Raw genomic sequence first — 24237 nt, forward strand, 5'->3', positions numbered from 1 at the left:
GCGGAGCTCGCGGGGGCGGCGGGCGGGTGGCCGCAGAGCAGCTCGTAACAGACCGAACCGAGCGCGTACAGATCACCGGGAGCCTGCGCCGCCTGACCGGCGACCCGCTCGGGCGCCACGTACCGCTCGTCGCGGACAGGCGGCTCCTTGCCGTCCATCCCGAACCCGACGGCCTTGAGCACCCCGCTCCCGGCCCGGCGGAAGCTGTCCGGGTCCACCTGGCCGTGCACGACGCCGGCCCGGTGCGCGGCGTCGAGCCCGGCCGCGGCCTGCCCGATCAGGTCGCAGACCTCCACGATCGGCAGCGGGCCCCGCGCGGCCAGTTCCTCGCCCAGGCTGAGCCCGGTGAGGAACTCCATCACCAGGAACGGCGCGCCGTCATGGTCACCGACGTCGAGCACCATGGCCACGTTCGGATGGATGACCCTCGCCACGGCCTGCGCGTGCTGCTTGAGCACCTCTCTCGTGGCGGGCCCCGCCGCCTTGGCGCCGAGGACCTTGACGGCCACGACCCAGTCGGCCCGCGTGTCGTACCCCCGCCACACCTCACCCATCGGCCCGCTGCCGATGCGCTCGTCGAGCCGGTACCGGTCAGCGACCAAGGACGGCGCGCGCTCCGTCGCGTCGGACATATCCCCGCCAATAACTCGAACATCAGTATTTCGACCAACCATAGGGCCACACAGCCTCCGCCGCCCCACCATCGCCCCGGACGGCAGGCTTCTCACCTCCTTGACATAACGACTTTCGTTATTTGCGTGTTATGCCAACCCGATGGATCACCCGGCTCGAGACCTTGCTGACCTACGCCCTCGTCCTCGGCTGCCTGACCGCGCTGGCCGCGGGCCTGCTCTATCTGCTGATGTGGGCGCCGGGAGTGGCCACGGGCCTGCTCGCGCTGTCCACGCTCGTCCGGGCACTGCGCAGGGCGAGGGCGGGCGACAGGGCGCTGTTCTCCGCCACGACCGCCGATCACCTGCGCAGGATCGGCTGGATCCTGATCGCGGGTTCGCTCGCGTCGGCGGCGCTCGGGATGGTGGCGGAGGCCGCGCTCGCCGCCATGCTGCTCACCGAGAGCTATCCGTTCTACCCGCCGTCGAGCGCGCTGCTCTGGGCCGTCGTCGCCGGCTTCGCCGCGCTCGGCGTGTCGGAGATCGTACGGCGGGGCCTGGCCCTGCTCCAAGAGGTCGAGGCCACGATCTGATGGGCGAACCGATCGTCAGGGTGCGGCTCGACGAGCTGCTGAAGGAGCGCGGCATGACGCTCACCGAGCTGTCGCACCGCGTGGAGATCACCGTGGTCAACCTGTCCATCCTGAAGAACGGCCACGCGAAGGCGATCCGTTTCTCCACGCTGGCGCGGCTGTGCCAGGCGCTCGGGTGCCAGCCGGGCGACCTGCTGACGTACGAGTGAATGCAGGCCGGCGGGCCCCACGGACTCGGCGGGCGGAAGAAGTGGCGGAGATCGGCGCCCGACGTCTCTGTGGCCGTCCTCAACGGGCCTGGCGGGAAGCCGGTGGCTTCCCGCCAGGTGTGTCAGGCCGTGGCCGGCTCAGGTGCGCGCGGCGCGCGGCCCGCGGCGGCGCTGTCGAGCGGCTGCGGCGACGCGTTGAAGACGGCCTCGTCGAGGCGACCCTCCGAGCGCGCCACCAGGACCGGCACCACCATCTGGCCGGTGACGTTGGTCGCGGTACGGATCATGTCGAGGATCGGGTCGATCGCCAGCAGCAGGCCGACGCCCTCGAGGGGCAGCCCCAGCGTGCTGAGCGTGAGCGTCAGCATGACGATCGCGCCGGTCAGTCCGGCCGTCGCGGCGGATCCGACCACCGAGACGAACGCGATCAGCAGGTAGTCGCCCACACCGAGCGGCACGCCGAACACCTGGGCCACGAAGATCGCCGCCAGGGCAGGATAGACCGAGGCGCAGCCGTCCATCTTGGTGGTGGCGCCGAACGGCACGGCGAAGGAGGCGTAGCCCGCGTCCACGCCGTTGCGCTCGACGGTGACCCGCTGGGTCAGGGGCAGCGTGCCGACGGACGAACGCGAGACGAAGGCCAGCTCGATCGCGGGCCAGGCGTTGCGGAAGAACTGGATCGGGTTGACCTTGCCCCACACCGCCAGCAGCGTCGGGTAGACGGCCAGCAGCACGATGAAGCAGCCCGCGTAGACGCCGACACTGAACGTGGCGAGCGGCGCGAGCAGGTCCCAGCCGTACGTGGAGACGGCCTTGCCGATCAGGCCCGCCGTGCCGAGAGGAGCCAGGCGGATGACCCACCACAGCGCCTTCTGCACCAGCTCCAGCACGGATCGGTTGAGGTTGAGGAACGGCTCGGCCTTCTCTCCGACGGCCAGGGCCGCCGCGCCGAGCACGACCCCCAGGAAGACGATCTGGAGGACGTTCACCTCGGTGAAGGCGGTGACGACGTTCGTCGGCACGACGCCGGTGACGAAGTCGAGCCAGCTGCCGGAGCTCTCCGGCGCCTTGGCCGCTCCGGTGTCGAGGGTGACGCCCTGGCCGGGGTTGATGACCAGGCCGAGCCCGATCGCGAACGCCACTGACACGAGCGCGGTGAGGAGGAACCAGAGCAGCGTCTTGGACGCGAGCCTGGCCGCGCCGCTGACGTTGCGCAGGTTGGCCACGCTGACCAGCACGGCGGTGAAGACCAGGGGCGGGACGGCGAGCTTGAGCAGCTGGACGAAGATCGCGCCGACCTGGGTCAGCGTCTCGGCGAGCCAGGCCACGTCCCAGATCCTGGCGACGAACCCGAGCGCGACGCCGGCCACGAGGCCGAGCAGCAACTGCAGGGAGAAGGAGAATCTCTTCACGGGGGAGCTCCGAGGTTTCGCGGCATGCCGAAGGCACGCCCAGGGGTGGAGGGGTCGTAGACGGAGCGATCAGAGACAGAGAGAGCCGCGCGTCCGGCACAGGTCGATGTGCAGCCGGCCGACCAGGCGCACGAGCACGACAGAAAACCTCACAAAGCCCGTTAACTACCCTGTATTTACGGATATTCCCCAGTGAGTGTGATTCAGCTCATTATTCGGCGATCTCCTTGATCGTCTCGATGAGGCGTACGCGCTCCTCGTGCGTCCTGCCGAGCGGCGTCACGTTGAGCGTGGTCACGCCCGAGTCCTTCAGCGCCCGCACGCGGTCGCGCACGAACCCCTCGCTGCCGATCAGCGACATCTTCTCCAGCAGCTCGGCGGGCACCAGCGCGGCGGCGGCGTCCTTCTTGCCCTCCAGGTAGAGGTCCTGGATCTGCTCGGCCTCCTTCTCGTAGCCGTAGCGCCTGGCCAGGTCGTTGTAGAAGTTCTTCCCCTTGGCGCCCATGCCGCCGATGTAGAGCGCCGCCATCGGCCGGCCGAACTCCAGCAGCCCCGCCACGTCGTCGCCGATCGCCAGCGACGCCTGCGCGATCACGTCCAGCTCGCCCAGCTCCGGATCGCGCCCGGCCTTGCCCGCGGCCAGCGAAGGACCCCACACGTCCGCGGCCTTCTCGGGGTAGTAGAAGATCGGCTCCCAGCCCTCGGCCAGCTCGGCGGCCAGCTCGACGTTCTTGGGACCGATGGCGGCGACCACGATCGGGATGCGGGAGCGTACCGGATGGTTGATCAGCTTGAGCGGCTTGCCCAGGCCCGTTCCCTGGCCGGGCGGCAGGGGCAGCGTGTAGTGCCTGCCGTCGTGCTCCAGGCGCTCGCGCCGCCACACCTTGCGGCAGATCTCGATGACCTCCCGCGTACGCCCCAGCGGCGCGGTGTACGGAACCCCGTGGAAGCCCTCGATCACCTGCGGCCCCGAGGCGCCCAGGCCGAGCGTGAAGCGCCCGTCGGAGACGTAGTCGAGGCCCGCGGCCGTCATGGCCAGCAGCGCCGGCGTGCGGGAGTAGATCGGCAGGATGCCGGAGGCGATCTCCAGCCGCTCGGTCCTGGCCGCGATGTAACCCATCTGGCTGACCGCGTCGAACGAGTAGGCCTCGGCCACGAACACGATGTCCAGGCCCGCCTTCTCGTAGTCGGACAACTCCTCAACCGACTCCTTGAAGCCGCCTGAGTAGTTGAGTGCCATACCGATGCGCATGCCGGACTCCCGCTGACCGAATGTTGTTCCGTTCGAGTGGGAACAGGCTATCGTGTCCGCCGATCGGAGCGGGAGCCGCTAACCTGGATCAGATGCTGAGCCGGATCGTCGTCATCGTCTCGGCCGCGGTGGCCATGACCCTGGCGGGGCATGGGCTGATCCCGGCGCTGGGCGGGTTCACGCCCGTTCTGGAGAGCCTGCTGCCCTGGATGGGCTGGTCCGTTCCTGTGCTGCTCGCGGCCGCCACGCTGGCACGTTCCAGGGCGGCCGCCGCCGCGGCGCTGGTGCCCGGGATGGTGTGGGCGGCGATGTTCGGGTCCACGCTGCTGCGCACGCCGCCCGGCGGCCCCAGCGACCTGACCGTCGGCACGATCAACGTGGGCGTGCGCAACAACGCCTCCGGCGAGGCCGTGCGGCAGGTCGCCAAAGACCTCGACCTGCTCGCCGCCCAGGAGCTGACCCGCGGCGGGCCCGCGGCCAAGCAGCTCAACAAGATGTTCCGCTACCGCTACCCGGTCAGCACGGTCGGCCTGTGGAGCCGCTACCCGATCAGCAAGAGCAGGCCTCTCGACGTCGGCATGGGCTGGCCGCGGGCGCTGCGCGCCGTGATCTCCACGCCCAAGGGCAAGGTGACCGTCTACGTCATGCACCTGGCCTCCGCCCGGCCCGGGCACACCACCTCGCGCGACGCCTCGCTCGCGCAGGCGCGCAGGCTCATCGACGCCGACTCCAGCGAGCGCATCCTGCTGCTCGGCGACCTCAACACCGCCACCACCGACCGGGGCATGCGCGGGCTCACGCCGCCGCTGACCGACGCCCAGACCGAGGCCGGCGACGGCTTCGGCTTCACCTGGCCGTCGGAGTTCCCCATCACCAGGCCCGACCACATCCTGTACAAAGGCATGACTGCCACCAAGGCGGGCGTGGCCCCCGCGACCGGCAGCGACCACCGCGCGGCCGTGGCGTCACTCCGCCTCTAGCAGGTGCAGGTCCTCCGGCGTGTCGATGTCGGCGGGGTCGCCGTGGCCGTCGCACGGCACCTCGGTGACCAGCTCGGGGTGGGCCTTGATGTACGCCCGCGCGCCGACGTCGCCCTCGGCCAGCTCCGCCACCCCCGCGAAGTGCTCCCGGCCGATCAGCACCGGATTTCTGCGCCGGCCACCATAGGTGGCCACCGCCAGCCCCGCGCCCGACGCGATCAGCGCGCGCACCGCGCCCGGGCGGATCAGCGGCTGGTCGACCAGCGCGACCACCACGGACTCCGCCTCCTCGGGCAGCGCGGCCAGCCCCACCCGCAGGGACGAGCCCATGCCGGCCGCCCAGCCGGGGTTGCGCACGGTCACCGCGCCCCGCACCTGCACGGTGGCCGCGCCGAGCACCACCACGACGGGATGGCAGCCGCCCTCATCCAGCAGCCGCACACCCCGGTCGACCAGCCGCTCGCCGGCATATTCCACCAGCGCCTTCGGCGTGCCCAGCCGGGAGCCCCGCCCGGCGGCCAGCAGCAGCCCCGCCACCCCGCCGGTCCTCATGAACCCTCGTGATGGATGCGGCCCCGCGTGGCCGACAGCGGGGCGCCCGAGCCGCCCCACCGCAGCTGGATCAGCTCGGCGGCGATGGACACGGCCGTCTCCTCGGGCGTGCGCGCGCCGAGGTCGAGACCGATGGGCGAGCGCAGCCGGGCCAGCTCGTCCTCGGTGAGACCGGACTCGCGCAGGCGCACCAGCCGGTCGTCGTGGGTGCGGCGCGAGCCCATGGCGCCCACGTAGCCGGCGCGGGTGCGCAACGCCACCTCCAACAGCGGCACGTCGAACTTGGGGTCGTGGGTGAGCACGCAGATCACCGTGCGCTCGTCCACCTCCACGGAGGCCAGGTAGTCGTGCGGCCACTTGACCACCACCTCGTCGGCGTCGGGGAAGCGCTTGGCGGTGGCGAAGATCGGCCGGGCGTCGCAGACCGTGACGTGGTAGCCGAGGAACTTGCCCACCCTGGCCACGGCCGCGGCGAAGTCGATGGCCCCGAACACCAGCATCCGCGGCGGCGGCGCGAACGACTGGACGAACACCGCCAGGTCGTCCAGCCGGCGCTCCCCCTGGCCGCCGTAGTGCCTGATGCCGGTCAGGCCCTGGGCGAGCATGCCGCGGGCGTCGTCGTCCACGGCCTCGTCGAGACGCTCCAGGCCGAGGCCGCCCGACGAGCGGTCGGGCCAGACGATCCGGCGGGCGCCGACCTGGCCGGGGCCGGAGACGACGGTGGCCACGGCGACCGGCCGGCGCTCCTTCACGGCCGCGGCGATCTCCTCGAGCTCGGGGAACGTCTCCCGCGAGACGGGCTCGACGAAGACGTCGATGATGCCGCCGCACGTGAGCCCGACGGCGAACGCGTCGTCGTCGCTGACGCCGTACCGCTGCAGGACCGGCCCGTCGGTCTCCGTGAGCAACTCGGTGGCCAGCTCGAACACCGCGCCCTCGACACAGCCGCCGGACACGCTGCCGGCCACCTCCTCGCCGCGCACCGCCATGGCCGCGCCGGGCGGCCGCGGCGCGCTGCTGAACGTGCTGACCACGGTCGCCAGCCCGAACCGGTGCCCGGACCTCCACCACTCCATGATCTCCGGCAGCACGTCACGCATGGGCGAGCCTTTCGCTGAGTTGCTCGTAGGCGGCCAGGCTGTGCCCGGCCACCAGGTCGTCGAGATGCGGCAGAGCGGCCCGCATGCCGCCGGTGAGCGGCTGGTAGTCCGCATACCCCTTGTGCGGGTTGACCCAGATCACGCGGTGCGCCTGCCTGGCCAGCCTGGCCATCTGGGTGCCGAGCAGCTGGGGGTCACCGCGCTCCCACCCGTCGGAGGCCATCACCGCGATCGTCCCTCTCGCGCTGTAACGGGCCAGGTATTCGCGGAGTTCCTCCCCCAGGCGGGTCCCCCCGCTCCAGTCGGGAATGGTCTTGGAGACCTCGTTCAGCGCCGTGCCCGGGTCGCGGTGACGCAACTCGGCGGTGATCGGGGTCAGCCGGGTGCCGACGGAATAGACCCTGGTGGCCCTGGGCTCGCTCCTGACCAGCGCGTGGGCGAAGCGGAGCAGGGTCTCGGCGTACGGGGCCATGGAGCCGCTGACGTCGACGAAGAGCACCACCGTACGCGGCCTGGTGGTGTGCCTGCGGTGCCTGAGCCGCGCCACGTCGCCCTTCCTGAGCGCGTCGCGGATGGTGCGCCGCTGGTCGAGCGCGCCCCGGTGGGCGCTCTCGAACCGGCGGGAACGCCGCCGCGCCCGCCCGCCGCGCAGCAGGGAGAGCATCCGGTGCACCTCGGCCCGTTCTGCCTCCGTCAGCCGGGCCACGTCGCGGTGCCGCAGCACCTCCGCGCGGCTCGCGGTGGCCGGCGCCGCCGTCCCGTCGTCGTCGCCGCCATCGCCGGTCTCGGCCTGCGCGGCGAGGTGCCGGGTGACGCCGGCCGTGCTCGTACGCGCGACGCCCGCCCGCAGCCCCCCGAAGTAGGCGGCGAAGCACCGGTCGTAGCGCGGCAGGTCGTCGGGGGTGGCGCACAGGGTGAGCCGTCCGGCCCAGTAGACCTCGCCCGGGTCGGTCACGTCGAGGTGGCCGAGCGCCCTGAGCAGGTTCTGGGTGCGCTCGTGGTCGGCCGCGACGCCGGCCGCGCGCAGCGTCCTGGCGAACCCCGTCAGGGTGGCGGCCAGCTCATCCATGGGCGAGCAGCCCGTTCCCGAGCACGGCGGCGACGTCCTCGCGGTATTTCAGCGCCGCGCCCAGCGTGGCCGCGGCCTTGCCCGGGTCGAGCTCCTTGGCACCGAGCGTCAGCAGCGCCTCGGTCCAGTCGAGCGTCTCGGCCACGCCCGGCGGTTTGACCAGGTCGGCTTGGCGCAGCCGCTCGGCCGCCCGCGCCACCTGCACGGCCAGCGTCTCGGTGCAGCCGGGCAGGCGGCGCAGCAGGATCGCGACCTCCCGGTCGAAGCTCGGATGCTCCAGCCAGTGGTAGAGGCAGCGCCGCTTGAGCGCGTCGTGCACCTCGCGCGTCCTGTTGGAGGTCACCACGACCACCGGCGGCGTCGCGGCCCTGACGGTGCCCAGTTCGGGGATGGAGATGGTGAAGTCGGAGAGCACTTCGAGCAGGAACGCCTCGAACTCGTCGTCGGCCCGGTCGATCTCGTCCACGAGCAGCACGCTCGGCTGCGTCTCCACGGCCTTCAGCAGCGGCCTGGCGATCAGGAACCGCCGGTCGTAGATCTCCCCTTCGAGCCGGCTCACGTCGGTGATCCCGGCGGCCTCCGCGGCCTTGAGGTGGAGGAGCTGGCGGGCGAAGTCCCAGTCGTACAGGGCCTGCGCCGCGTCGAGCCCCTCATAGCACTGGAGCCTGATGAGCGGCGCTTCCAGCAGCGTCGCGAGGGTCTTGGCCAGCTCGGTCTTCCCGACACCGGCCTCTCCTTCGAGGAACAGCGGCCGTCCCATCCGCAGCGCGAGGAAGGCCGCCGTGGCCAGCCCCTCGTCGGCCAGGTAGGCCTGCCGGTCGAGGAGCTCGATCAACTTGTCCGGCGACTCGATGTCCATTGCCTTGATTGTCCGCCGTAGCACGCTTTCAGGCTACGCCGCCCCCGCCGCCGGCCCCATCTCCGGCGGGGACGGCGGACCGGTCATTCCTCGCGTGCCTCGCCGCGCTCGCGGATCAGGGCCTCGAGCTCGGCCGTCGCCCGGCGGGCGCGGGCCTTCTCCGAGCCCTGGATGCCCATGGCGCCGATCGTGCGCCCGTCGGAGAAGTCGATCCGCGGCCACGGGTCGCCCACGAGGAGCGTGACGTCGAGGATCTCCGGCCAGCTGTAGCGGTGGGTGCGGACGGCATTGACGATCGTGATGCCCTCCTCGTCGGCCTCCACCCGCACCCGCCCCAGCAGGTGCAGCACGTACGCCACCGCGCATCCGAACGCCACGATCGCCACCCGGTCGGGCAGCTTGAACGGCGCGGCGATGAGGACCGCCATGACCACCGCCCCCAGCACGATCAGCACGGCGAAGCCGTAGGCGACGATCCTCGCCCGGCGCGGACGCCAGGTGATGGGCAGGGGCGGTGCGGGCTGCGACACGAAGGAAACCTACCGCACGCTAGCGGAGGTCCCGGAGCAGGAGGGCGGTCTCGAGCGCGGCGACGGCCGACTCGTATCCCTTGTCCTCCTTGCTGCCCGGCAGGCCGGAACGGTCAAGTGCCTGGTCGAGCGTCTCGCAGGTGAGCACGCCGTTGCCGACCGGGGTCCGCTCGTCCAGCGAGATCCGGGTCAGCCCCGAGGTCACCGAGTCGCAGACGTAGTCGAAATGGGCGGTCTCGCCCTTGATGACCGCGCCCAGCGCCACGACGGCGTCGCAGCGGCGGGCCAGCGCCTGGGCCACCACCGGGATCTCCAGCGAGCCCGGCACCCGCACCACCGTCGTCACGGCGCCGCTGTCGTCGCACGCCTGCACGGCCCGGGCCACCAGCTGGTCGGTGATCGTGGCGTGCCAGCTCGCCGCCACCACCCCCACGGTCAGCCCGGACGCGTCCGGCGCCACGGCCCCGGGCCGTCCTTCACCGCTCATGACGCCTCCGAGATGTCGTGGCCGAGCCGGTCGCGCTTGGCCAGGAGATAACGCTCGTTGTGGGGGTTCATGGCCACCGGCATGGGTTCGCGGCCGAGCACCTTGATGCCGTAGCCGTCCATGCCCTTGAGCTTGGCCGGGTTGTTGGTGAGCAGCCGTACCGACTTCACCCCGAGGTCGGCGAGGATCTGCGCCGCGTTGGAGAACTCGCGTGCGTCCACCGGCAACCCCAGCTCCACGTTGGCGTCGACGGTGTCGCTGCCGTTGTCCTGCAGGCTGTACGCCCTGAGCTTGGCCAGCAGGCCGATGCCCCTGCCCTCGTGGCCGCGCAGGTAGACGACCACGCCGCGGCCCTCCTCCGCGATGGCCGCCATGGCATGGTCGAGCTGGACCCCGCAGTCGCAGCGCAGCGAGCCGAACACGTCACCGGTCAGGCATTCGGAGTGGGCCCTGACCAGGACGTTCTCGCCGCCGGTCAGGTCGCCGTAGACGAGGGCCACGTGCTCGCCGCCGTCGAGCGCGCTGGCGTAGCCGTACGCCCGCCACATGCCGTGCGCGTTGGGCAGCCGCGTCTCGGCGACCCTGGTGACCATGCTCTCGGCGCGGCGGCGGTGGTCGGCGAGCTGCTCGATCGAGACCAGGGCCAGATCGTGCTCGTCGGCGAAGCGGCGCAGCTCGGGCAGCCTGGCCATGGTGCCGTCGTCGTTGACGACCTCCGCCAGCGCGCCCGCCGCCGACAAACCGGCCGCCCTGGCCAGGTCGACGGCCGCCTCGGTGTGGCCGCGCCTGGCCAGCACGCCGCCCTCGTGGTAGCGCAGCGGGAAGATGTGGCCGGGCCGTACGAGCTCGTCGGGCTCGGTGGCGGAGTCGGCGAGCGTGCGGATGGTCCGGGCCCGGTCGGCGGCGGAGATGCCCGTGGTGACGCCGTCGCGCGCGTCCACGGTGATCGTGTACGCCGTGCGCATGCGCTCCTTGTTGTGGAACACCATGAGGGGCAGGCCGAGCCGGTCGAGCTCCTTGCCCTCCATGGCCACGCAGATCATGCCGCTGGTGTGCCGGATCGTGAACGTGCACAGGTCGGGAGTGGCCTTGGCGGCGGCGAAGATGAGGTCGCCTTCGTTCTCCCTGCTTTCGTCGTCGACGACCACGACGGGTTTGCCGGCGCGGATGTCCTCGATGGCGCGTTCGATGGGGTCGAGCCTGATGTCGTTCACGGCGCCACCGCCACAGTCCCGCGGTCGGCGTCCAGCCGGGTCGTACGGGATTCGCGCAGCCACTTCACGAACCCGACGAGGACCAGCACGAAGAACACGCCGTACACGTATCCGGAGACCACCAGCCCCGAGTAGAACGCCACCGGCACGCCCACCAGGTCGACGGCCACCCACACGATCCAGAAGTCCACCAGCGCCCTGCCCTGGGCCCAGGTGGCCATCGCGCTGCCGACGAAGATGTAGGCGTCGGCCGCCACCAGGAACGCGCCCTCGGGCAGCGGCACCGTGGCGCCCCACGACAGGCCCGTGACATAGAAGAGCAGGCCGACCGCGGCGGTGCCCAGCACCATGAAGCCGATCAGGACGAGCCGTTCCCACCACACCGCCGGGCGGATGGTCAGCCGCCTGCCGTTCTCGGTGCCGCGCCGCCAGGCCCACCACCCGTAGATCGCCAGGCCGGCGAACATCGCCTGCTTGAGCGCGTTGCCGGTGATGTGCGCGTTGATGGAGGCGATGAACAGCAACACCGAGCCGGTGAACTGGACCGGCCATGTCCACATCGACTTGCGGATGGCGAGCAGGACCGTCGACAGGGCGGCGATGTTGCCCACCAGGTCGGTCCACAACACATGCGTGCCGAATATCTCGAATCCGGCGTTGGCCCAGTTCACTGCCTGACCACCAGCCTCTCCACGTACTTAGCGATCACGTCGACCTCGATGTTCACCATGTCGCCCACCTGGCGGTCGCCCAGAGTGGTGAGTTTCAGCGTGGTCGGGATGAGGCTCACGCCGAAGCTTTCGTCGTCAACCGTCGTGACCGTCAGGCTGATTCCGTCGATCGCGATCGAGCCCTTCTCCGCGACGTACCGGGCGAGCGGCTCCGGCAGCGAGAAACGCACGTCGTCCCAGCTCTCACCGGGCTCCCTGGACAGCAGCGTGGCGGTGCCGTCCACGTGGCCCTGCACGATGTGGCCGCCCAGGCGCTGGTCGGCGCGTACGGAGCGCTCCAGGTTGACGGCGGAGCCCTCGATCAGCGCGCCCAGGGAGCTGCGGTCGAGCGACTCCCTGATCACGTCGACGGTGAACACGTCGTCCTCGACCGTCACGACCGTGAGGCACACGCCGTTGACCGCGATGGAGTCGCCATGCCGGGCGTCGGAGGTGACGAGCGGCCCGCGTACCGACAGCAGGGCTCCGCCTCCTGACCGCTCGATGGCCACGACCTCGCCCTTTTCCTCAATGATTCCGGTGAACATCACTGCTCCCTGCCTAGTGGGTGGACGGGCCGGGCGATCAACCTAAGATCCGGCCCAATGAGCGAAAAGTCATCAAAGGTCAGGCGGTGGATCTCGCCGATCGTGCCCACCCCTGCCGCGCCGAGCGCGGCGCTTCCCGAGCCGAGCAGCGCGGGCGCCACGTAGGCCAGCACCCGGTCGGCCAGGCCCTGCCCGACGAACGAGCCGGCCAGCGTGGGGCCGCCTTCCAGGAACGCGCCGACCACCTCGCGCGCGGCCAGCTCCCGCAGGAGGGCGCGCAGGTCGAGGCCGTCCTCGTGGCGGGGCAGGCGCAGCAGGTCGGCTTTGAGGCCGGTGCGGGCGTCGTCGGCCACCGCGACGAGCGTGGGCGCCCGGTCGTCGAGCACCCTGGCGTGCTGAGGGGTGCGGCCCTCGGTGTCGATCACGACCCGCAACGGCGTACGGCCGTCCCGGGCCGGACCGTCGCCCTCATCGCGACCGGCGCCGGGTGCCCGGGCGGTGAGGCTGGGGTCGTCGGCCAGGACGGTGCCGATGCCGGCCACGATCGCGTCGGCTGCGGCGCGCATCCGGTGCACGTCGGCCCGCGCCTCGGGCGAGGTGATCCACTGGCTGGTGCCGTCTTCGGCGGCCGACCTGCCGTCGAGCGTCGCGGCGAACTTCCAGGTCACGTGGGAACGCCCGAGCCGCGCGTACGTGAGCCACTCCTCGTTGCCCCGCTCGGCCGCGCCGGCGAGCACCCCGTTCGTCACGGGCACCCCGTGCGCCCGCAGCCGCGCGGCCCCGCCCGCGGCCTCCGGGTTGGGATCGGCCACCGCGATCACCACCCGCGCGATCCCCGCGTCGAGCAGCGCCCGGCTGCACGGGCCCGTCCTGCCGGTGTGGTCGCAGGGCTCGAGGGTCACGTAGGCGGTGCCGCCACGGGCGCGCTCTCCGGCCTGCGCCAGCGCGACGATCTCGGCGTGCGGCCCGCCGGCGTACGCGTGGAACCCCTCGCCCGCCACCTGGCCGGCCGCGTCGAGCACGACGCAGCCCACGACGGGATTGGGGCTGGTGGTGCCGTGCCCGCGCCCGGCCAGCTCGATGGCGCGCGCCATGTGCGCGGCGTCCTGCTCGGGAGTCTCCACCCGGGTCTCCTACTCGCCAGTAGCTCTTCGCCACGGCGGGCCCCGGGGGACGTGCGATGGTGCACCCGTGCACCACAGCAGGCGCCCGGCTGGGACACCGGACACCTCGCGCGCTTCCTCCCATCCGGACTTTAACCGTCGGTCCCGGAATTTCACCGGGTCAACCGGCCGATGGCATCGGCCGGGTCGCGGACTGTCACCGCCGGTTCGGAATTTCACCGACCCCGGAGCACGCTAGCTCTTCTCGCCTACCAGTTTGCCATGCCCCGATCCGGGCGCGCGACCACCCCGGGCACAACGACCAACCGACTGCTTGGTCAACGCTCTATGCGGCCATGATGCGCTGCGCGCGGCGGGCCGCCGGGCTGTGGAGCACGTGCCCGGGGACCAGCCCGATCCCGGTGTGCAGCGTCCGCAGCGTGGCGGTCGCCCACAGGTCGCCGACCGGCGTGGCGGGCAGCCCGTACAGGCGTCTCGCCCAGCGCGGCAGCGTGGCGAACGCGAGCAACGTCAGCGCCGGCATCGCCGGCTTGAGCGGCGTGAGCAGGACCGGGAGCGGAGCGTTGAGCGACAGGCGCAGCGGGTGGGCCGCCTCGGGGACGAAGCGCAGCCCCGGCCGCTCGGCGTCGATGTAGGCGCGCAGCTCCGCCACCGAGCCTGGCACCTCCTCCGCCCGCAACCCCACGACCTCGGCGGCCCGCCGCCACTCCGCGACGAACGTGTCGGCCTCGTCGTCCGTCAGCCGCACCCCCGCCCTGCGGGCGACCGACAGGTAGGAGTCGACCTCGCCGACGTGCACCCAGCGCAGCGCGTCGGGCTCATCGAGGCGGAACGTGGTGCCGGTGTCGGGGTCGTGGGCGGTCAGCTTGGCGTGGATCTTGCGTACGCGGCGGCCGGCCCGCTCGACCTCCGCGCGGGTGCCGTACGTGCGCACGCGTACGAACTCCGTCGTGCGGACGAACCGCGACCAGGCTTCGTTCGGATCCATGAGCGCGGAGTTCTGCAGCACCCCGCGCATCGCCCGCGGATGCAGCCCCTGCATCAGCAGGGCGCGAATGCCGCCCACCAGCAGAATCGGCTCGCCCATCACCCGCCACGTCACCGAGCGGGGCCCGAAGATGCCATGGTCGCCCATAAGTGAATGGTTACCCAGACAACGGACACTTCATGTCACGAACCGGCGCGCTCGGCCGCGGCCCTGAGCTCGTCGACGGCGGCCATGGGGTCGGACGCGCCGAAGACGGCGCTGCCCGCCACGAACACGTCGGCGCCCGCCTCGGCGCAGCGCTCGATGGTCTCGCCGGTCACCCCGCCGTCGACCTGCAGCCACACCCGCCCGCCGTGCTTGTCGACGAGCTCGCGCGCCCGCCGCAGCTTCGGCAGCACCACGTCGAGGAACTTCTGCCCGCCGAACCCCGGCTCGACGGTCATCAGCAGCAGCATGTCGACCTCGCCCAGCAGGTCTTCGAACGGCTCGACCGCCGTGGCCGGGCTGAGCGCGAGGCCCGCCCTGGCCCCGAGCGCGCGGATCTCGCGCAGCGTGCGGACGGGAGCGCGCGCCGCCTCCGCGTGGATGGTGACGCTGCCGGCGCCCGCCTCCGCGTACGCCGGGGCCCAGCGGTCGGGCTCGGCGATCATGAGGTGGCAGTCGAGCGGCTTGTCGGTCGCCTTGCGCAGCGACTCGACCACCGGCAGGCCCAGGGTGAGGTTGGGCACGAAGTGGTAGTCCATCACGTCGACGTGCAGCCAGTCGGCGTTGGGCACGGCGGCGGCCTCGTCGGCGAGCCTGGCGAAGTCGGCGGCGAGGATGCTGGGCGAGATCTGTACGGCCATGATGCGCCAGTCTATTGAACGGCCCGCACCCGTCTCGCCGGGGACATCAGCCCGAGCCTGATGAACAGCACCGGCGCACCCAGCTGCACCCAGAGCGCCAGCAGCGCGTATCCGGCGTACAGGACGGCGCCGGTCCGCGGCAGCTGCTCGCGCGTCACGTAGAAGACGGCCGCGGCGACGAGCGTGCCGAGCAGCCAGCGGGCGACGCGCATGCCGGGCGGCCCGCCCGCCTCGAACCAGCCGATCCGGTGCATGATCGAGGCCCCCGCCAGCGTGCCGGCAAGCAGCCCGGCGAGGATGACGACCCGGTCGAGGTTCTCGGGGTCGATGGCGCCTGCCGGGCTCCACGCCGCGGGCGGCGACCAGCCGGCGTAGGGGGCGTTGATGAGCGCCGCCGCGCCGATCAGCGCCAACGACAGCGCCGCGGAGGCGGCCAGCTGCGCCCACAGCGCCTGCCGCCGCCACCACGCCGTCACGGGGCGTTCCAGCCTCATGACGAGCACCAGCACGACCAGCCCGAGCACCACCCCGGCCACGACGTCGGAGAGGAAGTGCACGCCGAGGTAGACCCGGCTCAGGCACACCAGCCCGACGAGCCCGCCCGCCGCCCACCACGCCCACGGCCTGCCCGACAGCGCGGCGAGCCGGCCCAGGCCCGCCGTGCCGCTCTGGGCATGCCCCGACGGCAGGCCGAACGCGCCCTCCTGCGACAGCGGGCGGACGCGGGCGTCGATCCAGTACGGTCGCGGCTGGTGCCAGGCAAGCTTGGCAAGCGCGTTCATGGCGCCCGCCACCATCACCGTGAGCCCGAGGCGCAGGGCGAGTGCGGGGTTGACGCACCAGTAGAGCACGGGCAGGCACAGCAGGTAGAAGGCGTCGGTGCCGAGCGCCGACACCAGCTCCATCACCGGCAGGACCCAGTCGGGCCACTGCTGGAGCCAGATGATCGGCCCGAGCTCCGCCAGGTGCAACTCGTCCAGGAGATCCACCCTGCCCATCGTGTCCCATCCGCGCGCCGTCATGCCCGGTGCGCCGCTCCCGGCGGCGGGATTCGCGCCGCGCCGGCCCGGCGAGCAGGACGGACGGCGCGCGTAACGATCAGTGGCGCTTGCGCAGCAAGGCCAGGAACATGGCGTCGGTGCCGTGCCGGTGCGGCCAGAACTGGGCGTACGGCCCCTCCCCCAGGCCTTCGACGCCCGGCAGGTAGGCTCGCGCGTCGAGCTGCTCGGCGTCCTTCCTGCGGGCCGTGACGTCGCCGACCACGACCCGGGTCTCGGCCAGGTGGGGGGAGCAGGTCACGTACGCCACGACGCCCCCGGGACGCACGGCGTCGAGCGCCGTGCCGAGCAGCCGCCGCTGCAGCTTGCCCAGGTCGCCGATGCCGGCCGGATCGCGCCGCCAGCGCGCCTCGGGACGCCGCCGCAACGCGCCGAGCCCGGTGCAGGGCGCGTCGAGCATGACCCGGTCGAACGCACCCTGCCGCCAGGCCGGCTCGGTGCCGTCGGCGGTGACCACGCAGGCGTCCCTGGTGGTCTGCCAGACCAGCCGCGCCCGGTGGTGCTGCAGGTCGGCGGCCAGCAGCCGGGCCCCTCCAGGAAAGGCGCCGGGGGCTCCGGCGTCGAGCCCTGCCAGGTCCCCGTGGACGGCGATGGCGTCGAGCAGCCCGGCCTTGCCGCCCGGACCCGCGCACAGGTCGAGCCAGCGCTCCTCGCCGTCGCCCTCGACCGGCACCCGGGTCAGGGCCAGCGCCACCAGCTGGCTCGCTTCGTCCTGCACGGCGGCGCGTGTCTCGCCGACCGCCGCGATCTGGCCGGGATCGCCCTCACGCAGGTAGGCCGCGTACGGGGAGTGGCGGGCCGGCGCGGCGCCCGCCTTCTCCAGCTCGCTCACCGAGCTGCGCCCCGGCCGGGCGACCAGCGTCACCAGCGGGCGGGCGTTGTCGGCTTCGAGCAGCGCGGTCAGCTCGTCGGGGCCGTCCAGCGCGTCGCGGAACGCGGAGACGATCCACCGGGGATGTCCGTAGGCGACGGCGAGGTGGCCGACCGGGTCGTCGGCCGGATCGGGCGCGACGATGGGCAGCCACTCCTCGATCGTCCTGGAGCCGATCTTGCGGAGCACCGCGTTGACGAACTTAGCCGCGCCCGCGCCGATGCGCAGGCGTACGAGGTCGACGGTGGTGCCGACGGCCGCGTGCGGCGGCACGCGCATGCGCAGCAGCTGGTGCGCGCCGAGCCTGAGGGCATCGAGCACCTCGGGGTCGGGCGCGCGGTCACTGCACGTCTCGATGATCGCGTCGTAGGTGCCGAGGCCGCGCAGCGTGCCGTAGGCGAGCTCGGTGGCCAGCGCCGCGTCACGCCCCCTGATCCCGCGCTCGCGCAGCAGGCGCGGCAGCAGCAGGTTGGCGTACGCGTCGCGCTCGTCGACGGCGCGCACGACGTCGAAGGCCGCGTTGCGGGCCTGGTCGCGCGCCGGTTTCCGGGGCCTGCGCGTACGGTTGCCGCCGGCCCCCTGATGCCCCCTGGTCGTCATGCCCTCAGACTTTCCACGCGGCCTGGCCGGCGCCCCACCGGGGCCGGTCGTGCCGGGTCACTTGAAGCTCTCTTCGCCTTCCGGGCGGACCCCTCGGACCCACTCGACGGCCCCCATCAGCCGCTTGCCCTGCGGCTGCACGTCGCCGAGCTCCACCGCGTCGGTCGCGGTGCCCACCCGCACCGACGTCTTCGACGCGGCGATCCCGCCCGGCGCGAGCCGCTCGCCGGCGAGCACCCGCACCGGGCCGAGCTTCACTCGCTGCCCCCTGAACTCGGTCCACGCGCCGGGGCCCGGGGTGCAGGCCCGGATCAGCCGGTCGACGTGCAGGGCTGGTCTGTCCCAGGCGACCCGGGCGTCGGCGACGGAGATCTTGGGCGCGACGCTCACGCCGTCGGCCGGTTGGGGCCGTGCCTCCAGAGCGCCGTCCTCGACGCCGTCGAGGGTGGCGGCGAGCAGGCCCGCCCCCGAGACCGCCAGGCGTTCCAGCAGGGCGCCGCTCGTGTCGGACGCCCGGATCTCCTCGGTGACCACGCCGTAGACAGGCCCGGCGTCGAGCTCCTTGACGATCTGGAACGTGCTCGCGCCGGTGATCTCGTCGCCGTGCAGGATGGCGTGCTGGACGGGGGCCGCCCCGCGCCAGGCGGGCAGGATCGAGAAGTGCAGGTTGATCCAGCCGTGCCGGGGCACGTCGAGGGCGGACTGCGGAAGCAGCGCGCCGTAGGCGACCACCGGGCAGCAGTCGGGCTCGAGAGCACGCAGCCGGTCGAGGAAGGCGGGATCGCCGGCCTTCTGCGGGCGCAGCACCTCGATGCCCGCCTCCTCGGCGAGCTCGGCCACCGGGGAGGGGTGGACCTTGCGGCCCCGGCCGGACTGGGCGTCGGGACGGGTGACGACCGCCACCACCTCGTGCCGGGGCGAGTCGATGAGGGTGCGCAGCGACGGCAGCGCCGTCGCAGGTGTGCCCGCGAAGACCAGACGCATGCTTTCAGAGCGCCTTTCCGCCGGTGGGGTGCGGCGAGGCCTTGATCACCGGAGCGGACAGCCCGCTCCACTCGGCCTCGCGCACGGCCTTCATGGCGAGCTTGCGCTGCTTGGGGTCCATGCGGTCGATGAACAGGATGCCGTCGAGGTGGTCGGTCTCGTGCTGGAAGCACCGGGCCATCAGGTCGGTGCCCTCGAGCACGATGGGCTCGCCGTGCATGTTGAAGCCCTTGGCGACGGCGCGGACGGCGCGCGGCGTCGGGAACGACAGGCCGGGGAAGGACAGGCAGCCCTCCTCGCCCTCCTCGTCGATCTCCGGGGACAGGTCGAGGTCGGGGTTGATCAGGTGGCCGAGCTGATCGTCGACGTAGTAGGTGAACACCCGCAGCCCGACGCCGATCTGCGGCGCCGCCAGGCCCGCGCCCGGGGCTTCCATCATCGTGTCGGTGAGGTCTTTGACCAGCTTGCGGAGCTCCTTGTCGAAGTCGACGACCGGGGCCGCCGGGGTGCGCAGCACCGGATCTCCGAACAGCCGGATCGACTGGATCGCCAAGGGGGTCACTCCGTTTCTCGAACGTGGATCAGCCCAGTTTAGTAGAGCATGTCACCTGCCAGAGGCCTCCCGCGCCGCCCGCGGCCGGCGGCGGGCCGCTCACCCGCGAGGGGCCGTCGCGCGCGGACCGTCGTGCGCCAGCGAGCGGGCCTTCATCGCGGCCTTGCGCGCCGCCTTGACCACGGCCTGGTCGTCGTGGGCGGTGGCGAGCATGTCGAGCACCGCGATCGTGTCGGGGTGACCGACCGCGGGTATCTCGCCGACCAGCTTGATCAGGTCTTCGCCGGGCTCGGGAGTGTCGAGCCGGCCGGCCGCGTGACCCGACAGGTGCATGAGCGCGGCCAGGGAGTCGACCGCGATCCAGGTGTGGTCCTCCGGGCTGAGCGCCGGCGCCTCGAGGTCGCGGATGTGCAGCCACGAGGCGGCGTAGCGGCGCATCAGCGGATCGCCGAGCGCCTCCCTGACGGGCTGCTCCGCCTCCGGGCCGAGCTCCTCCAGGATCGCGCCCACCGCGCCGCGCTGCCCCGCCGTGCCGGAGGCGGCGATCTCGATCAGGGCGCGGGCGGCCGACTCGGGCGAGCGGCGCTCCAGCCACCCCGCGACGGCGCTCTGCGTGGCCGCTCCCTTGACCAGCTCGTCGACCAGCTCGGCCGCGGACAGGTCGGCGTACACCTCGACCTCGGCCGCGGTCGGCGCGTCGTGGCCCTCGCGCAGCAGGTCGCGGCGGATGGCCCAGACACCGATCGGGGTGAGCGCGGTGCGGCCCGCGGCGGTCTGCTCCACGAGCCCGCAGTAGGTCAGCAGCGACAGCGCCTCCAGCAGCTCGGCGGGCAGCGCCGCGGCGAGCCTGCGCATCTCGACGGGGCCCGGCGCGCAGGCGACCTCGTGGGACTGGAGGATGCCGCGGGCGAGGTTGGCGGTGGCGACGCCCGAGCGCACGGAGTAGATCGTGGCGAGCATCTCGGCCAGGTGGCCGTCGACCACGGCCGAGCCCGTCAGGCCCTCGTCGGCGCGGTCGAGCACATCCATGACCACGCCGTCCCAGAACTCCAGCGTGGCCTCTACGGTGAGCTGCATCGACAGCGGCCCTCGCGAGGCCCGCCCGCCGAGGATCTGCAGCAGCCCGGTGTTGACGGCGACGATCCAGATCAGGCGCAGCCGGGAGGCCGGCACCCCGAGCTCCTCCGCCGCGGCCCGCGCGGCGGCCTCGTCGAGGTGCCCCTCGGCGGTCACCTGCCGGGTGCCCGTCCAGCTCGTGATCCTGATGGCGTCGGCGACCAGCGGGACCGCGGGCACCGCCCTGGCCAGCTCGGCGTCGGGCGCCAGCAGGACCGGCGGGAACGTCAGCGCCTCATGCTCCACGGGAGTCTCCACAGGAGGCCGTGACGGCACGGCTGCCTGCTCATCGATCAGCTTGCGCAGCTCGGCGAGGTCGAAGACATTGTTGGCCACCCACGAAACTTACTGCACAGGAGTCACATGAGCGTACTCAACGGATGGCCCGGGACCGGGCTTTGAACGCGGCCTTGCGGGCCGCCTTGGCGACCGTGCCGTCGGGTATGGAGCGTCCGAGCAGCTCGAGAACGTCGACGACGTCGGGGTGGTCGACCCGCCACATCTCCTCGATCATGTGGGCGGGCGGGCCGGAGGCCGCCATGTTCTCGGCGAACACCTCGAGATCCTCCTCTGCCGCCGGCATCGCGAGCGCGAGCATGTCGACGCTGACCCAGAGCAGTTCGTCCTGAGTGAGCTGCGGCGCGGGCAACCCCCTGGCGGCCAGCCAGTGGATGGCGTGCGGACGCAGCTCCTGGTCGTCGAGATAGTCGCGCACCTGCGGCTCCGCCTCGGGCCCCAGCCGGTCGACGATGGTGATCGCGATGCCGCGGGCCACGGCGGGCGCGCCGGAGGCGGCGCCCAGCAGCTCGGCCGCGGCCTCGCCGGCATCCCTGCCGGTCAGCCAGCGGCTGATGTCGTCCTCGGCCAGCTCGGCGGGCACGCCTTCGAGCAGCCCTTCGATGAGGCCGCGGGCGTCGGCCTCGGCCAGGTCGGACGCCTGCGGGGCGTCGAGCCCCAGCGACAGGTAGTGCTCGCGCAGCCCCCACACCGCCAGCGGCGTCAGCTCCGCGGTGTCGCCGGTCACCTCGATCATGCCGTGCCAGGCCAGCCGGTCGAGCACGGCGTCGAGGTCGGCCCCGCCGTCGCCGGCGATCTCGTCGAGATAGTCGCCGATCACGGTGACGGGGACCCGCACCTGGAGCCGGTAGAGCATGTCGAACAGGTCGTAGAGGCCCTCGTCGAGCTCGGCCGAGCCGGTGACGGAGCCCCGCGTGCCCGGCTCCAGCATGCGGGCCACCGCCTGCGCCCACGCCTCCATCGGGTCGCCGCCGCTCTCCGGCGGCGGCTGCTCGGCCAGCATCGGCACCGAGGCGAGCCCGGCGCGCAGGTCGTCGGCGGAGGCCAGCCGGGCGGCCGGCAGCGGCGTGCAGCCCGGACAGTCGCAGGGCGCCTCGCCCAGATCGGGCACCTCTCCGGACGGGATGGCGATCGACTGCTCGAGCGACTCCGGCCCGATGGAGCTGAACAGGCTCTTGGCCATGCCGAAGTTGGCCGGGTCGGCGAGCGCCCCCGGCATGCGCGGCTCGATGTCGTCGAGCCTGCCGCGCATGAGCGCCGCCGTCTCCTCGCCGACCGCGCCGCGCTCGCTGAGGTAGGCCACCAGAGTGCGGGCCGCGGACACGGTCTCCCGCGCACTCTCCGGCGGCGCGATGACCTTGCGCGGATAGATGGACAGCAACAGCTCGTCGAACGTCTCGGGGGTGAAGTCACCCAGCTCGTTGACGTTGAGGTAGTCGCTGGCGTAGTCGCAGAGCAGGCGGACCTCGTCCGCGTCCACTTCGACGTCCCGCGAGCGCCCCCAGGCACGCAGGTCGTCGATGGCCTGGTTCACCCATTCGATCGACACAGGGGCACGCTAACGGCTGGCCATGAGTTGAGCGAATCGGGGAAACGGTCTAAATCAGGTCGAGCGGGTCGACACTCACCCTCACCACCTCCGGTGTCTTGCGCGCCGCGCGCACTCCGCTGGCGCCCTTGAGGGCGGCCGCCAGCGCGGCGCCGCCGGCCCTGCGCACCCGGATCATGGCGCGTTCCTGTCCCGGCTCGTCCACCGGCACGGGGCCGAGCACCTGGGCGTCGGGCGGCAGGCGTACCTCGTCGAGCATCTGTCTGACCGCGCTCGCCGCGCCCGTGAGCGTCGCCATCCGCACCGCGGGCGGGAAGCCGAGCTCGGCCCGCTCACCGAGCTCACGCTCGGCGTGCGTGATGGGATCCCACCTGACCAGCGCCTGCACGGCGGGCAGCCCGGCGTCCCCGAGCACGACGAGCTCGGCCGCGGGGCGGAGCAGGGCGGCGGCGTTCATCCAGCGGCGCACCGCCTCCTCGGCCGCCCTCAGGTCGGCCCGGCCGAGCAGCGCCCACCCGTCGAGCAGCACGGCCGCCGCGTACCCCCCTTCCGCCACGGGCTCGGCGCCGGGGGTGGCGACGACCAGCGCGCGGGTGGACGGCACGGTGGCCAGCACGCCGTCGCGGCCCGACGTGCGCACCGGCACGGACGGGAAGGCCCTGCCGAGCTCCTCCGCCGTACGCCTGGCCCCCGTGACGACGGCGCGCAGCCGGGGACTTCCGCAGGACGGGCACCGCCAGCGCGCGTCCACCCGGCCGCACCAGCGGCAGTAGGGGGCGGCGTGGCCGCCCCTGAGCGCCAGCGGACCGTGACACAGCGGCCCACCCTCGCCCGCCCCGCCGGCTCCGCTCCGGCCGGGCTCGCTCTCCTGGCGGGCGGGGTGCTCACGCCGGGCGCCCGCACCCGGCTGCGCGGCCTGGGGCGGGCCGCCGGCCCGGCCCGCACCCCCGGACCGCCCGGCCTGAGACCGCCCGCCGACCGAACCCGCGCCACCAGATTGCCCGGCCTGAGACCGCCCGCCGACCGGACCGGCGCCACCGGACCGCCCGGCCTGAGACCGAACGCCGACCGGGGCCGCACCAGCAGGCGGTCCCTCCGGGGACGGCTCGGCGAGCGGGTCCGGGCCGCCGAGCCGGAGCGCCCCCACCATGGCCGAACCGGGGGACCTCTCACTCGACGACGGGTGGACAGAGGCGGCCGTCCTGGTGGGAGGCAGGACACACCGGGCAGGCGCACGGCAGTGCCGGCAGGCCAGGGCGGGCAGGTAGCCGCGTCGCGGCACCTGCACCAGCACCGGCCCCCTCTCCAACCCCTCCCGCAGGGCCCGCCAGGCGATGCTCGGCAGCCTGGCCTGCCGCGCCGCCTGGTCCTTGGCCAGTTCCGCGTCCTCACCCGCTGGGCGCACGCGGGGGGCCAGGCTCCTGATCGTCGTGCGGGCGGCCACGATCGGCCTGGCCCAGCGGGAGGCGATGAGCTGCGTGGCCTCCGCGGTGCGCGCGTACCCGCCGATCAGCATCGCCGCGCCGGTCCTGTGCGCCCTGAGCCCGAGCACCTCCCGGGCATGCGGGTACGGGGCCAGGCGCTCGGCGTGCAGATCGTCACCGTCGTCCCAGATGGCCACCAGACCGAGATCGGCCACGGGGGCGAACATGGCGGCCCTGGTGCCGACAACGGCCCGCACCTGGCCTCTCAACACCTTCAGCCACCGCCTGTACCGCTCCGCGGGACCCAGATCTGCCGTGAGCGCCACGTGCCTCCCAGCACCGAGCACCCGCTCGAATTCGGCGTCCGCCAGCGCCACGTCCTTGCCGTCGGGGACCACCAGGACCGCTCCCTTGCCGCCGTCCAGCGTCGCCCGTACGGCCTCGGCCATCGCCCTGGCCCACCCGCGGGCGCCGGGCAGGGCCGACCACACGGCCCTGGGCGCCCGCCCACCGCGCAACGCGTCCAGGAAGGACGGCCCGGTGGGATAGGCGTCCCAGGCGCTCTCCCCCAGCGCCGCCTCCCCGCCGGCCCGCACCACCTGCTCAGCACGTCCACCCAGACCGAGATCGGCCACGGGGGCGAACATGGCGGCCCTGGTGCCGACAACGGCCCGCACCTGGCCTCTCAACACCTTCAGCCAC

The 24237-nt window shown here is 72.8% G+C and carries 25 protein-coding genes, 1 pseudogene and 1 riboswitch; of the genes and pseudogenes, 3 read left to right on the forward strand and 23 right to left on the reverse strand.

Going from position 1 to position 24237, the window contains the following annotated elements; translation table 11 throughout:
* The coding region (locus E1292_RS38110) for a serine/threonine-protein kinase (protein WP_165974962.1) at positions 1–632 on the reverse strand (632 nt) is incomplete at its 3' end.
* Positions 633–751: 119 nt separating this feature from the next.
* Here E1292_RS38110 and E1292_RS38115 point away from each other — a divergent pair.
* A pseudogene (locus E1292_RS38115) lies at positions 752–1204 on the forward strand (DUF2975 domain-containing protein); the annotation flags it as partial.
* Entirely contained in the window at positions 1204–1413 is a 210-nt protein-coding gene (locus E1292_RS38120) for a helix-turn-helix domain-containing protein (protein ID WP_132602899.1), read from the forward strand. The pseudogene E1292_RS38115 and the gene E1292_RS38120, both read left to right, overlap by 1 nt.
* Before the next feature lie 122 nt (positions 1414–1535).
* Here the strand turns inward: E1292_RS38120 and E1292_RS38125 are convergent, their stop codons facing one another.
* The 3 genes from E1292_RS38125 to E1292_RS38130 form a co-directional block, all read right to left on the reverse strand.
* Positions 1536–2825 carry a dicarboxylate/amino acid:cation symporter gene (locus E1292_RS38125; protein WP_132602902.1) on the reverse strand — a complete coding sequence of 430 codons (1290 nt, stop codon included), beginning with the start codon at positions 2823–2825 and terminating at the stop codon, positions 1536–1538.
* 69 nt (positions 2826–2894) lie between these two features.
* Complete coding sequence (locus E1292_RS55975; RefSeq protein WP_354534088.1) at positions 2895–2978, reverse strand: putative leader peptide; 84 nt, start codon at positions 2976–2978, stop codon at positions 2895–2897.
* A 58-nt stretch (positions 2979–3036) separates the two neighbouring features.
* Positions 3037–4077 carry an LLM class F420-dependent oxidoreductase gene (locus E1292_RS38130; RefSeq protein ID WP_132602905.1) on the reverse strand — a complete coding sequence of 347 codons (1041 nt, stop codon included), beginning with the start codon at positions 4075–4077 and terminating at the stop codon, positions 3037–3039.
* A gap of 92 nt (positions 4078–4169) precedes the next feature.
* On the opposite strand from E1292_RS38130, the gene E1292_RS38135 reads away from it, so the two are divergent.
* Complete coding sequence (locus tag E1292_RS38135) at positions 4170–5057, forward strand: endonuclease/exonuclease/phosphatase family protein (RefSeq protein WP_132602908.1); 888 nt, start codon at positions 4170–4172, stop codon at positions 5055–5057.
* Here E1292_RS38135 and E1292_RS38140 read toward each other — a convergent pair.
* From E1292_RS38140 to E1292_RS38230, 19 genes are all read right to left on the reverse strand, one after another.
* Positions 5043–5609 (reverse strand): nucleotidyltransferase family protein, encoded by a 567-nt coding sequence (locus E1292_RS38140; RefSeq protein ID WP_132602911.1) that lies wholly within the window; start codon positions 5607–5609, stop codon positions 5043–5045. The two genes, E1292_RS38135 and E1292_RS38140, sit on opposite strands and share 15 nt — an antisense overlap.
* Positions 5606–6709 carry an XdhC family protein gene (locus E1292_RS38145; protein WP_132602914.1) on the reverse strand — a complete coding sequence of 368 codons (1104 nt, stop codon included), beginning with the start codon at positions 6707–6709 and terminating at the stop codon, positions 5606–5608. Before E1292_RS38145 ends, E1292_RS38140 begins: the two co-directional genes overlap by 4 nt.
* Positions 6702–7778 (reverse strand): vWA domain-containing protein, encoded by a 1077-nt coding sequence (locus E1292_RS38150; RefSeq protein ID WP_132602917.1) that lies wholly within the window; start codon positions 7776–7778, stop codon positions 6702–6704. Before E1292_RS38150 ends, E1292_RS38145 begins: the two co-directional genes overlap by 8 nt.
* On the reverse strand, positions 7771–8637 hold the full coding sequence (locus tag E1292_RS38155; RefSeq protein ID WP_132602920.1) for an AAA family ATPase: 867 nt from the start codon (positions 8635–8637) through the stop codon (positions 7771–7773). The genes E1292_RS38150 and E1292_RS38155 overlap by 8 nt, the downstream gene beginning before the upstream one ends.
* Before the next feature lie 83 nt (positions 8638–8720).
* Complete coding sequence (locus E1292_RS38160) at positions 8721–9167, reverse strand: PH domain-containing protein (protein ID WP_181958357.1); 447 nt, start codon at positions 9165–9167, stop codon at positions 8721–8723.
* 19 nt (positions 9168–9186) lie between these two features.
* Entirely contained in the window at positions 9187–9654 is a 468-nt protein-coding gene (gene ribH / locus E1292_RS38165) for a 6,7-dimethyl-8-ribityllumazine synthase (protein ID WP_132602923.1), read from the reverse strand.
* Positions 9651–10868 carry a bifunctional 3,4-dihydroxy-2-butanone-4-phosphate synthase/GTP cyclohydrolase II gene (locus tag E1292_RS38170; RefSeq protein ID WP_132602926.1) on the reverse strand — a complete coding sequence of 406 codons (1218 nt, stop codon included), beginning with the start codon at positions 10866–10868 and terminating at the stop codon, positions 9651–9653. Before E1292_RS38170 ends, ribH begins: the two co-directional genes overlap by 4 nt.
* Positions 10865–11539, reverse strand: a complete 675-nt coding sequence (locus tag E1292_RS38175; protein WP_132602929.1) for a nicotinamide mononucleotide transporter family protein — start codon at positions 11537–11539, stop codon at positions 10865–10867. Before E1292_RS38175 ends, E1292_RS38170 begins: the two co-directional genes overlap by 4 nt.
* Positions 11536–12126 carry a riboflavin synthase gene (locus E1292_RS38180; RefSeq protein ID WP_132602932.1) on the reverse strand — a complete coding sequence of 197 codons (591 nt, stop codon included), beginning with the start codon at positions 12124–12126 and terminating at the stop codon, positions 11536–11538. Before E1292_RS38180 ends, E1292_RS38175 begins: the two co-directional genes overlap by 4 nt.
* Positions 12126–13250 carry a bifunctional diaminohydroxyphosphoribosylaminopyrimidine deaminase/5-amino-6-(5-phosphoribosylamino)uracil reductase RibD gene (gene ribD / locus E1292_RS38185; protein ID WP_132602935.1) on the reverse strand — a complete coding sequence of 375 codons (1125 nt, stop codon included), beginning with the start codon at positions 13248–13250 and terminating at the stop codon, positions 12126–12128. Before ribD ends, E1292_RS38180 begins: the two co-directional genes overlap by 1 nt.
* Positions 13251–13356: 106 nt before the next feature.
* A riboswitch (FMN riboswitch) is annotated at positions 13357–13487 on the reverse strand.
* A gap of 88 nt (positions 13488–13575) precedes the next feature.
* On the reverse strand, positions 13576–14385 hold the full coding sequence (locus E1292_RS38190; RefSeq protein ID WP_132602938.1) for an oxygenase MpaB family protein: 810 nt from the start codon (positions 14383–14385) through the stop codon (positions 13576–13578).
* A 35-nt stretch (positions 14386–14420) separates the two neighbouring features.
* The gene (rpe, locus tag E1292_RS38195; protein WP_132602941.1) at positions 14421–15083 is read right to left on the reverse strand and encodes a ribulose-phosphate 3-epimerase; all 663 of its coding nucleotides are present in this window, start codon (positions 15081–15083) and stop codon (positions 14421–14423) included.
* Positions 15084–15094: 11 nt separating this feature from the next.
* Complete coding sequence (locus E1292_RS38200) at positions 15095–16072, reverse strand: phosphatase PAP2 family protein (RefSeq protein ID WP_165974963.1); 978 nt, start codon at positions 16070–16072, stop codon at positions 15095–15097.
* A 109-nt stretch (positions 16073–16181) separates the two neighbouring features.
* A complete protein-coding gene (locus E1292_RS38205) occupies positions 16182–17612 on the reverse strand; it encodes an RsmB/NOP family class I SAM-dependent RNA methyltransferase (RefSeq protein ID WP_132602947.1) in 1431 nt (476 codons plus the stop codon).
* Positions 17613–17669: 57 nt separating this feature from the next.
* A complete protein-coding gene (fmt, locus tag E1292_RS38210) occupies positions 17670–18596 on the reverse strand; it encodes a methionyl-tRNA formyltransferase (RefSeq protein ID WP_132602950.1) in 927 nt (308 codons plus the stop codon).
* A gap of 4 nt (positions 18597–18600) precedes the next feature.
* Positions 18601–19149, reverse strand: a complete 549-nt coding sequence (def, locus tag E1292_RS38215) for a peptide deformylase (protein WP_132602953.1) — start codon at positions 19147–19149, stop codon at positions 18601–18603.
* A 99-nt stretch (positions 19150–19248) separates the two neighbouring features.
* The gene (locus E1292_RS38220) at positions 19249–20601 is read right to left on the reverse strand and encodes a hypothetical protein (protein WP_132602956.1); all 1353 of its coding nucleotides are present in this window, start codon (positions 20599–20601) and stop codon (positions 19249–19251) included.
* A gap of 37 nt (positions 20602–20638) precedes the next feature.
* Positions 20639–22111: a hypothetical protein gene (locus E1292_RS38225; RefSeq protein WP_132602959.1), complete on the reverse strand. Its 1473-nt coding sequence runs from the start codon at positions 22109–22111 to the stop codon at positions 20639–20641.
* A 49-nt stretch (positions 22112–22160) separates the two neighbouring features.
* The coding region (locus tag E1292_RS38230) for a primosomal protein N' (protein ID WP_439331939.1) at positions 22161–24237 on the reverse strand (2077 nt) is incomplete at its 5' end.

It is taken from the genome of Nonomuraea deserti (genome assembly GCF_004348685.1).
Classification (GTDB): domain Bacteria; phylum Actinomycetota; class Actinomycetes; order Streptosporangiales; family Streptosporangiaceae; genus Nonomuraea; species Nonomuraea deserti.